Origin of the sequence: [Clostridium] polysaccharolyticum (assembly GCF_900111595.1) — a bacterium.
GTDB classification, from domain to species: domain Bacteria; phylum Bacillota; class Clostridia; order Lachnospirales; family Lachnospiraceae; genus Clostridium_AI; species Clostridium_AI polysaccharolyticum.
Window position 1 is genome coordinate 63,636 of sequence record NZ_FOHN01000015.1, and the last position, 11,473, is coordinate 75,108.

The window sequence follows — 11,473 nt, forward strand, 5'->3', positions numbered from 1 at the left end:
ATATGAAAAAATTAGAAGAGTACGTAAGAAGCATTCCTGACTTTCCAGAGGAAGGTATTATTTTTAGAGATGTAACTAGTGTTTTACAGGACAAAGACAGTTTGAAAATGGCAATTGATGAAATCCAGAAAGAACTAGAAGGTGTTGATTTTGATCTTGTGTTAGGACCAGAATCCCGTGGATTTATTTTTGGTGTTCCAGTTGCATATAACATGAACAAAGGTTTTATCCCGGTTCGCAAAAAGGGCAAACTTCCTTGTGAAACAGTAGAAATGGAATACGATTTAGAGTATGGTACAGCTGTAATTGAGATGCATAAAGATTCTATTAAACCTGGACAAAAAGTTGTAATTATTGATGATTTAATTGCAACTGGCGGTACAATCGAAGCCATAACAAAGTTAGTGGAAAGCCTTGGCGGAGAAGTAGTTAAGATTGTGTTCCTGATGGAATTGGAAGGATTAAAAGGCCGTGATAAATTACAGAAATATGATGTTGCATCTGTAATTCGTTACGAAGGAAAATAAAAACGGTACCTGATGGTACAGGCACATAGGGGGGGAATGATATGAGAATGGGTGCTTTGGAAGCTGGCGGAACCAAAATGGTCTGTGCGGCTGGTGATGAGGCCGGCAATATTTATAAACGGATAGTGATTCCTACAAAGACTCCCAAGCAGACAATTCCTTCTATCATTTCCTTTTTTCAAGAAGAGCGGGTAGAAGCACTTGGTATTGGGTGCTTTGGCCCGCTTAATCTGTCCAAGGATTCGTTAGGGTTTGGCAGGATTACGAGCACACCAAAACTTTCCTGGCAGCAGTATGCTATTGTTGATGCATTTCAGAAAGGGTTAGGTGTTCCTGTTTTTATTGATACAGATGTAAATGCAGCAGCGTTAGGTGAGGCGGTTTACGGGGCAGGAAAGGGAAAAGAAATGGTTGTCTACATTACCATTGGAACAGGGATCGGAGTTGGTGTCTGTCTGAATTATAAGCTGCTTCACGGTCTCGTTCATCCAGAGGCAGGTCATATTCTAATCAGTAAACGATCTGATGATAAATATGAAGGTGTCTGCCCATTTCATAAGAACTGCTTTGAAGGCTTGGCTTCAGGTCCAGCAATATTGGGCAGATGGGGGAGAAAGGCAGAAGAACTTGGCGGTTCATTAGAAGTTTGGGAACTGGAAGCGGATTACATTGCCCAGGCTATTACCAATTATATACTTGCTTATTCACCTAACTGTATCATATTAGGTGGAGGTGTCATGCATCAGAAGGAGCTGTACCCGCTAATTCAAGAAAAGGTAAAACAGTATTTAAATGGATATATTGTCCATACAGCTTTAGAGCGGATGGAAGAATACATAGTACCACCTGCCCTTGGTGACGATTCGGGGATAAAGGGTGCTTTGCAGCTTGCAATTGCACAGTTATAAAGAAAATGAACCATTACATAGGTTTTGTTTTGAACCCAGTAAGTCAGAAGAAACTAATCTGACTTATGGGTTTTTTATTGTTCTTTTTATATTTTTTTCATTACAATTCGTCTTATAATATGCTACAATAGGAATGTTAGAAAAAGGAACTAAAGGAGAGGCATATGGAGGAATTTATAAGGCTAAAACCTGTTTTTAAAGAAATGATATGGGGAGGCAATAAGCTTCGCTCTGATTTTCATTATGATATACCGAGTGATACTACAGGAGAGTGCTGGGCAATTAGTGCCCATGAAAATGGAGACTGTTTAGTAGATGGCGGCATCTATAATGGAAAAAAATTAAGCTGGCTTTGGCAAAATAATAGAGAACTGTTTGGAAATCTGGAGGGTGAGAAGTTTCCGCTTTTAGTAAAAATAATTGATGCAAAAGAGGATTTAAGCATTCAGGTACATCCAGATGACAGTTATGCCAAAGAACATGAAAACGGTTCTTATGGAAAGACGGAATGCTGGTATATATTAGATTGCGAAGAGGATGCTACGATTATCGTAGGGCATAATGCTAAGGATAAAGAACAGTTAAAGCAGATGATTGCGGATAAAAACTGGAAGGGATTAATTAAGGAACGTCCGATACACAAAGGGGATTTCTTTCAGATAACACCAGGAACAGTCCACGCCATAAAGAAAGGAACGGTTATTCTGGAAACACAGCAGAATAGTGATATTACATACCGTCTTTATGATTATGACCGATTACAGAATGGAAAACCTAGACAGCTGCATCTGGACAAAAGTATAGATGTAATCCAATGTCCTTATAAAGAACAGCAGGAAAACAGGGTTAAGAAAGAGATGGAACATGGAAGTTTTGAACAGCTGGCTGCCTGCAGGTTTTATACAGTTGTCCGGCTTCAGGTTAAAGGCATAAACTGCCTGACACAGTTATATCCGTTTGAAATCTTAAGTGTAGTAGAAGGAGAAGGTACAATTAATGGTACAGAAATAGTAAAAGGGGATCATTTTATCCTGCCATCTGGTTTTGGAAGATATACCTTAGATGGAAATATGGAGATTATCCTGTCATACATAGATTTAGATCATGTGGAGGACAGGGAAGAAGAATTGTAAAATGAATTGATTGGAAGGAAAGAGTTATGAGCAGTTTTTTTAGTTTGGACAACCCGGTTATGCGTTTATTAACAAAATTATTTGATGTAATGTTTCTTAGTATTCTATGGTTTGTGTTTTCCATCCCGGTTATTTCAATTGGGGCCTCTACAACTGCTATGTATTACACAGCTGTGAAAGTAATAAGAAGAGACAGAGGATACATTTTTCAGGAATTCTGGAAAAGCTTTAAGCTGAATTTTGTTCAGGCAACCATTGCGTGGCTTGCTATTGGAACGGCCAGCGCTTTGTTTTATTATAATGTGAAATTTGCATTTACCCTGGAAGGGAAAATGGGAACATTAATGACCATTGTTTATGTTTCTATGGGAGTAGCTGTGTTAGGCTGCGGAGCTTATATCTTCCCAGTACTATCACGTTTCACTATGAAATTTGGACATTTGGTTAAAACTAGCATTTTATTATTTTTTAAGCATTTTCCAAAAAGCATTGTGCTTGCGTTAATTGTGGCTGTTGCGGCCTTTCTTTTGTATCTGTCACAGATGACAGTATTTTTTGTGCCAGCAAGTGCAGCACTTTTGTTTTCTCTTGTTATGGAGCCAATACTAAAGCTGTATACACCGAAAGCAGATAATGAAGAGGAGAAGAAAGATGAGTGGTATTTAGAATAAGGAATTTAAGGGGGGTTTATGATGAATGACAGTTTGTATAATTTAATGAACTGGGAGCGAATTGAGAGCATAGTTTACTCAGACAATTGCGAACCTGGAAAGGTATTAGGAGCTCATATTACGGATAAGGGCATCCTTGTACAGGCTTTTTTTCCAGATGCAAAAGAAGTTAGTGTTGTATATGGGAAAAGCGGGAAAATACAAAAGATGGATCTGGCAGATGAAGCAGGTTTTTTTGCTGCACTGATAAAAGGAAAACGTATTCCAGAGTACTACTATAATGTTGTATATGAAAAAAGTGGGAAAAAGGAAGATTCTACAGTTTGCATGCCTTTAAAAGTGCAGGATCCTTATGCATTTAAATCGACCTTAACAGAACAGGACCTGTATTTATTTAATAGAGGGATTCATTACACAGTGTATGAAAAGCTTGGGGCGCATGAGATGATTATTAATGGAGTAAAGGGAACCAGCTTTGCGGTCTGGGCACCGAATGCAGTACGTGTTAGTGTAGTTGGTGACTTTAACTTCTGGGATGGAAGGCGTCATCCTATGAATCTTCTTGGAAAATCAGGAGTTCATCAGCTTTTTATACCTGGAGTAGGTGAAAATGACATTTACAAATATGAAATAAAAATAAAAGGTGATCTTACCATGCTGAAATCCGATCCTTATGGATTTGGCATGGAAGTAAGGCCTGATACGGCAAGTATAGTCCGGAACATTGATTCTTATCAGTGGCAGGACAAACAGTGGATGGAATCCCGGACAGATTGCAAAGGGAAACCAGTGAATATTTATGAAGTACATCTAGGCTCTTATAAGAAGCCAGAGGAGAAGGAATTTTATAATTACCGCCAGCTAGCTGAATTTTTGATTCCATATTTAAAAGAAATGAACTATACTCATATTGAATTGCTGCCAGTCATGGAACATCCATTGGATGAATCCTGGGGATATCAGGTGACGGGGTATTATGCGCCTACTAGCAGGTATGGAACCCCAGAAGATTTCATGTATTTTATGGATCAGATGCATCAGAATCAGATTGGAGTTATATTGGACTGGGTGCCAGCACATTTTCCAAGAGATGGTTTCGGTTTGGCTTATTTTGATGGAACTTGTCTTTATGAACACCTGGATCCAAGAAAAGGTTCTCATCCTCACTGGGGAACGTTAATTTATAATTACAGGCGTCCAGAGGTAACCAATTTCCTTATTGCCAATGCACTGTACTGGGTAGAGAAATATCATGCTGACGGTATCCGTATGGATGCTGTTGCATCTATGCTTTATCTGGATTATGGCAAAAACTATGGAGAATGGGTTCCGAATGAGAATGGTGGAAATGAAAACTATGATGCAGTAGAGTTTCTGAAGCATTTGAACAGCATTATGAAGAAAAGAAATCCTTCTGTGTTTGTAATTGCGGAAGAATCCACTGCCTGGCCTATGGTAACTGGATCTGTTGAAAAGGACGGTCTTGGTTTTGATTATAAATGGAATATGGGCTGGATGAATGATTTTCTTGACTATATGCGGACTGACCCTCTGTTCCGTAAAGGAAAACACGGAGAGCTTCTGTTTAGTATGATTTATGCTTACAGTGAGAAGTTTTTATTAGTATTTTCCCATGATGAGGTAGTACACCAGAAAGGTTCCATGCTTCAAAAGATGCCTGGAACGATGGAGCAGAAGTTAGGAAATTTACGTGCAGCGTACGGATTTATGATGATGCATCCTGGAAAAAAACTGTTATTTATGGGACAGGAGTTTGCCCAGATTGCAGAGTGGAATGAAAAAAAAGAATTAGACTGGAATCTTATAGAAGAAAATGAATTACATAGAAAGATGCAGTTCTATGTAAAATCACTAAACCGTTTTTATCTTGACTATAAGGCATTTTATGAACTGGATTTTGATTCTGAAGGGTTTGAATGGATTAGCTGTCTGGATGCGGATCATAGCGTAGTAGCGTTTGTCCGTAAGACCAGAAGGGAAGAAGATATGATGCTTATGGTCTTTAATTTTACTCCTGTTGCATATGAGGAATTTCTAATTGGTGTTCCATTCCAGGGAAAATATAAAGAAGTATTTAATAGTGACAGAGAAGAATTTGGAGGCCAGGGCTATAGTAATCCGAGACTGAAACAATCTAAAACAGTTGCCCATGATGGATTAGATAATTCCATTAAGATAAAACTGCCGCCTCTTGGATTTGCAGCATTTACCTGTAAGAGATTTGAGGGAGGAAAGGATTCTTTGAAAAAGGAAAAAGGCAGTGAAAACAAGAAAAATATAAAAAAGCCTAAAAGCAGAAAGGGGATTAAATCGATATTAAAAGGTGATACTAAGCGTTAGCAGAATAAGGAAATACGAAAAATACTACTCAATGAAGTAATAAGAAAGGAAGATTTTATGATTTTTAATTATGCAGGTGTATTTCTTACACAGGCTGTAACGGAGAAAGCGGAGGAGACAGCAGAAGAGATAGAGAAAAAAATCTTATGGTTTGGGGGAATACGAGATAAACTGATAGAAGGTGCTTTGGCGTTTGCGTTTAAAATTGTAATTGCATTGCTGATTTATTTTATCGGAAAAAAAGTGATTAAGTGGATTTTGTCATTTACTAAGAGATGCATTCAGCGTACCAACGTAGAGGAAGGAGTATCAAAATTCATCCTTTCCTTAATGCGGGCTATATTGTATGTGATTTTGTTTGTTAGCATTATTGGACAGCTTGGCATGCCAACTACATCGTTTGTAGCAATCTTAGGTTCTGCTGGTGTAACGATTGGACTTGCCTTGCAGGGCAGTCTTTCTAATTTTGCAGGAGGAATTCTGATTCTGTTATTGAAACCATTCAGGGTTGGAGATTATATTATTGTGTCTGGTTTAGAAGGAACCGTTCTTGGAATTGATATTTTTTATACAAAGTTACTGACTGGAGATAACCGTTATGTTGTAATTCCTAATGGAAGCTTATCCAATAGCAACTTGATAAATGTAACCAATGAACCAGTAAGAAGACTGGATTTGCTCATAGATGTAGATTATTCAAGCAATATCAAAAAGGTTCGAGAAATACTGCAGAAAATTGCTGCAGATAGTGAGTTTGTGTTACAGGAAGAACATCAGAGTGATATATATGTTAATAGTTTTGAAGCGAGCTCCATACAAATGGGATATCGTGTATGGGTGAAAACAGAGGATTATTTTAAAGCGAAGTGTGCTATTTTGGAAAATGTAAAAGAAACTTTTGATAAGGAAAATATTTCAATACCATTTAATCAGCTTGATGTAAGGGTGCAAAAATAATTATTTTTACGAGGCAGCTTTTTGTGTTAAAAAAAATCAGGAAAATTCGAAAAAAGTTCTTTATTTTTTGAATAAAACGTGTTATCTTATTAACAACGAAATGTTAATTCGTTTTGGAGCAAAGGTGTTCTCAATACTTGAGGACACCTTTTTCAGTATGGTAGGCAAATGTGCAGATGCAGAGCCTATTGTACATAGAAGGACGAAGAAAAGAGAACCCCAGCAGGCTAGCAGAACTTCGTTCTATACTAATACGAACAGCATAGATTATCATATGGAAGGATGGATATGTATTATGGAAAAAAATGTAATTGAACAAGTATTCGCAGTAGATGTATTTAACGACGCTGTAATGAAAGAAAGATTACCAAAACCAGTATATGCAAAATTGAAAAAAACCATTGAAAATGATGAAGAGTTAGATTTAGACATCGCTGGTGCAGTTGCACATGCAATGAAAGAATGGGCACTTGAAAGAGGAGCTACACATTATACTCACTGGTTCCAGCCTATGACTGGTATTACTGCTGAAAAACATGATTCATTTATCGCACCAGCTAACGAGGGTGGCATCATGATGGAATTCTCAGGAAAAGAGTTAGTAAAAGGTGAACCAGATGCATCCTCATTCCCATCTGGAGGGATTCGTGCTACATTTGAAGCTAGAGGATATACAGCTTGGGACTGTACATCACCAGCATTCTTAAAAGAAGATGCAGCAGGCGTTACATTATGTATTCCAACTGCATTCTGTGCATATACAGGTGAAGCACTTGATAAGAAAACTCCACTTCTTCGTTCTATGGAAGCAATCTCCGATCAGGCAGTTCGTGTATTAAAATTATTCGGACATGACGAAGTGCAAAGCGTATCTTGTTCCGTAGGTCCAGAACAGGAATACTTCTTAGTAGATAGAGATAAATACTTGCAAAGAGAAGACTTGATTTTCACTGGCCGTACTTTATTTGGTGCTATGCCTCCAAAAGGACAGGAATTAGATGACCATTACTTCGGTACATTAAAAGAAAGAATTGCAGCTTTCATGAAAGAATTAAACGTAGAGTTATGGAAGCTTGGTATCTTAGCAAAAACACAGCATAATGAAGTTGCTCCAGCACAGCACGAAATGGCACCTATCTATTCAACAGCTAATATTGCAACAGACCATAACCAGTTAGTTATGGAAATTATGAAAAAAGTTGCAAAACGCCATAATTTAGAGTGCTTATTACATGAAAAACCATTTGCAGGTGTCAATGGTTCTGGTAAACATGATAACTGGTCACTTGTAACTAATACAGGTAAAAACTTATTAGATCCAGGAAAAACACCTCATGAAAATATTCAGTTCTTATTGTTTTTATCTGCAGTAATTAAAGCGGTAGATGAACATGCAGGATTGCTTCGTTTATCCGCTTCCAATCCAGGAAATGACCACCGATTAGGAGCTAATGAAGCACCTCCAGCTATTATTTCCATGTTTTTAGGAGAACAGCTTGAAGACGTGGTATCACAGTTAATTGAAACTGGTGAAGCAACCTCCAGTAAGCAAGGTGGAAAATTAAATATTGGTGTTCATACATTGCCGGAATTAAAGAAAGATGCTACAGACAGAAACCGTACATCACCATTTGCATTCACAGGTAATAAGTTTGAATTCCGTATGGTAGCTTCTTCTATGTCTATTGCAGGTGCAAACACAGTATTAAATACTATCGTAGCAGATGTATTAAGCAACATGGCAGATACATTAGAAAAAGCAGACGATTTTGATACGGCAGTACATGATTTAATTAAGAAAACATTATCGGATCATCAGAGAGTTATCTTCAATGGTAATGGTTATGCCAATGACTGGGTAGCAGAAGCAGAAAGAAGAGGTCTTCCAAACCACAAGACTATGGTAGATGCCATTCCAGAATTAGTAACAGAAAAAACAATTTCTGTATTCGAAAAACATCATGTATTATCAAAATGCGAGTTAGAAGCACGTGCTGAAATTCATTATGAAGCATATGCAAAAGCAATTAATATTGAAGCAAAAACTATGATTGAAATGGCAGGAAAGAAATACATTCCATCTGTTATTAAATATGTAACTGGTCTTGCACAGTCCATTAACAGCATTAAAACTGCTTGCAAAGAAGCTGACTGCAGCGTACAGACTGAGTTGCTGACACAGTGTTCTTCTCTATTAGCAGAAGCAAAAAAAGCCTTAACAAGCTTAGAAGCTGTTACGAAACAAGGTGGAGATATGGAAGAAGGAGCAGAACAGGCTGTTTTCTTTAAAGATGTTGTAGTAAAAGCTATGGCAGATTTAAGAGCACCAATTGATACATTGGAAATGCTTGTGGATAAGGCTTACTGGCCAGTGCCAAGTTATGGTGATTTATTATTTGAAGTGTAATTTGCAGATAGCAAATATGCTAGAATTTCGAAATTAATCTGGAGTTTTGAAAAGGGTATGAATGTTTTTCTGATTCATACCCTTTTGTTAAGTAAAAATAGTTGAGAATATAGTTTGTCTGAGAGTGCTGTTGCGTGATGTCAGGGGAAGAAACAGAGTAAGCCAATTACTGTATCGAAGGAGGATGAAAAAACCAAAAGAAATGAGCCAGAAGAATGGCTCAAGTAGACGGAAGAATATAACTTTTTTGACATAGCTGTAAAATTTCTTATAGAAGATTCATGAAAATCGGAAAAAGTATAATTTTTACACATCTAATTATTACGAACACCTTCCATGAAATGAAATGTCAGAATTACATGTTATAATGTAAGAAATTAAAGCACTGAAATATTTTAATAACAACTGAAACTACAGATACCAGATTTGATGTTTCTAGAATAACAGGAGAAGTGACAGACAAGATATGTCTGTTAGCAAAAGGACTCTCATCACTTGGAGTTACGGAAAGAAGCCATGTGGCAATCGTAGCACCTGAGTGCAGGCAAAAGAATATGTTTTATCTTGCAACAGTAGGATTAGGAGCTATCCCTATTTGCCTGCATGAGAATACAGAAATAGAAAAATCCAGAAGAATTCAGGGTTTTTAAGAACCTGGATTTCTTCTGGATTTTTATTGAAATTTGATACAAAAACCAATGGTTTTGGATTGCAAAATTTGTCTTTTCGTAATAAAATCTAGTATAAAGACTACGAAGGAGGCTTAAAATGTGCCAGTTCATGATTGAAAATCAGGGAATGCAATCATTTCTTGTATATTTATTAAATGAGGAAGAAGAAGTGGATCAGGCCTGCTATGACCTGATTCATGATAAACAGATTGCAGGAATTTTACCCACATTTCTTTCTGCGAAGGATAAAAAAACATGTTTAAAGTTTAATACATCTTCGAGAATTCATCTGCAGCAGTTCTTTGATGGAAATGCTGGAAAAAGAGAATTTTTACAAGTGTTTTTGAATATCGTTGAAACGATCAGCCGATGTAAGGAATATACTCTTCCAGTTCATTATATTTGTCTTGATAGTAAGTACATATATGTTAATAAAGAAACAAAAGATGTGGAGCTGCTCTATTGTCCTGTAATACAGCCAGAAGTAGAAATGGATTTAAGAAACCAGTTAAGGCAGGTTATGTTACAGCTAAGATATTCGTCTTTAGAAAATTCTTTCTATGTGTCAAATATCACACGATTCCTTGAACAAAAAGAGGAATTTTCCCTTGCAGCATTGAAGGAACTGTTACAGACAATGCTTAATAAGACAGCTTTGCCAGTAAGCAGTTTATTCAAAGGGGGCAAAGTTAAAATGAAAGCAATTGATATAAAGCAGTCAAGCCAGCCTGAGCCAGCGCAGGAAAACTGGGCAGGACCAAAATGCAGGGAAACACAGGCAGAACAAGAAAAGAAAGAAAACGGTTCTGATAAAGAAAATGAGAGAGATAGGGAAGCGGGAACAATGGACTGTTTTAAAACAGGATTTTTACAGCATAAAAGAACAGGTAATGTAATCAGACTTGATAAACAAGTGTTTAAAATAGGGAAAGAAACAGGTTTTGTAGATTACTGTATAACAGACAATCCAGCCATCAGTCGCAGTCATGCCAATATAGTGATAGAAAACAATGAGTATTACATTATGGATATGAATTCAAAGAATCATACCGTTGTCAATGGACGAATGCTTATGGGAACCGAAATGGTAAAACTGATTCATGGCAGCAGTATTCAGCTAGCGGATGAAGATTTTGAATTTTGTCTGGAATTTTAGCAGCTAGAGGTACATTGAAAACGGTTTTCTGTATGATAATAAAAAAGATGATATCGGGTGAAGCAGATAGCTGATTTCATGAAATAATTGTATGCATGTTTTTGCTTTTTAATGCTGTGAATTTAAACTTCATTATTGACATGTATCGTAATGTAGTTTATACTGTTGCGTGTTATAGCTATAATAATAGCTTTATTGGGAGGAAAAAATAATGAATAAGAAATTTAAAACAATGATTGCTGTTTTAGGATTAAGTGTAATGGTTGCTGGTACTGCTCAAATGAGGGTGTAACTATTTTTGTGTCTAGTAATTCAAGAACATCATCTTAATAACATTCAGAGTGGTCTTGACTGCCATTCTTTAATCTCGGGCAGGATACGGTCTGTGATTCTGGATACCATTTCAGCTGAAACATGAATTCCGTATAGTTCGTTCAGTTCGGCACCAATATCCCTTGTGCTTAACCCTCTTGCATATAGTGAGATAACTTTTTCTTCGATTCCAGAGATGTCCCTGCAGTATTTGGGTACAATTGCAGGCTCAAACTCCCCATTCCTGTCTCGTGGAATATCCAGCTTAAGTTCGCCCAGTGTACTTTTCACAGTTTTAGGGTAGTGACCGTTTCGTTTGTTATCAGTATTGGCTTCGTTTTTCTGGTTTTTATCGTATCCAAGGGAAACA

Annotated in this window: 8 protein-coding genes and 2 pseudogenes; 9 read left to right on the plus strand and 1 reads right to left on the minus strand. The window is 37.1% G+C overall.

Translation table 11 applies throughout. From position 1 onward, the window contains the following. The first annotated feature begins 2 nt into the window (after nt 1-2). The 9 genes and pseudogenes from BMY85_RS10255 (at nt 3) to BMY85_RS10295 (ending at nt 10,791) form a co-directional block, all read left to right on the plus strand. Nucleotides 3-527: an adenine phosphoribosyltransferase gene (locus BMY85_RS10255; protein ID WP_092478182.1), complete on the plus strand. Its 525-nt coding sequence runs from the start codon at nt 3-5 to the stop codon at nt 525-527. Between the two features lie 41 nt (nt 528-568). Then, nucleotides 569-1,435: an ROK family protein gene (locus BMY85_RS10260; protein WP_092478183.1), complete on the plus strand. Its 867-nt coding sequence runs from the start codon at nt 569-571 to the stop codon at nt 1,433-1,435. Between the two features lie 164 nt (nt 1,436-1,599). After that, complete coding sequence (manA, locus tag BMY85_RS10265; RefSeq protein ID WP_092478184.1) at nt 1,600-2,568, plus strand: mannose-6-phosphate isomerase, class I; 969 nt, start codon at nt 1,600-1,602, stop codon at nt 2,566-2,568. Between the two features lie 26 nt (nt 2,569-2,594). Continuing rightward, nucleotides 2,595-3,239: a YesL family protein gene (locus BMY85_RS10270; RefSeq protein WP_092478185.1), complete on the plus strand. Its 645-nt coding sequence runs from the start codon at nt 2,595-2,597 to the stop codon at nt 3,237-3,239. A gap of 21 nt (nt 3,240-3,260) precedes the next feature. Beyond that, nucleotides 3,261-5,567, plus strand: a pseudogene (gene glgB, locus BMY85_RS10275) (1,4-alpha-glucan branching protein GlgB); the annotation flags it as partial. 90 nt (nt 5,568-5,657) lie between these two features. After that, nucleotides 5,658-6,557 (plus strand): mechanosensitive ion channel family protein, encoded by a 900-nt coding sequence (locus BMY85_RS10280; RefSeq protein ID WP_092478187.1) that lies wholly within the window; start codon nt 5,658-5,660, stop codon nt 6,555-6,557. A 295-nt stretch (nt 6,558-6,852) separates the two neighbouring features. Next, a complete protein-coding gene (locus BMY85_RS10285) occupies nt 6,853-8,964 on the plus strand; it encodes a glutamine synthetase III family protein (RefSeq protein ID WP_092478195.1) in 2,112 nt (703 codons plus the stop codon). A 452-nt stretch (nt 8,965-9,416) separates the two neighbouring features. Continuing rightward, nucleotides 9,417-9,614: an AMP-binding protein gene (locus tag BMY85_RS10290; protein WP_092478188.1), complete on the plus strand. Its 198-nt coding sequence runs from the start codon at nt 9,417-9,419 to the stop codon at nt 9,612-9,614. Nucleotides 9,615-9,732: 118 nt separating this feature from the next. Then, nucleotides 9,733-10,791, plus strand: coding sequence for a DUF6382 domain-containing protein (locus BMY85_RS10295; protein WP_092478189.1), 1,059 nt, complete (start codon nt 9,733-9,735; stop codon nt 10,789-10,791). 339 nt (nt 10,792-11,130) lie between these two features. Here the strand turns inward: BMY85_RS10295 and BMY85_RS10300 are convergent. Continuing rightward, nucleotides 11,131-11,473: pseudogene (locus BMY85_RS10300) on the minus strand (transposase); the annotation flags it as partial.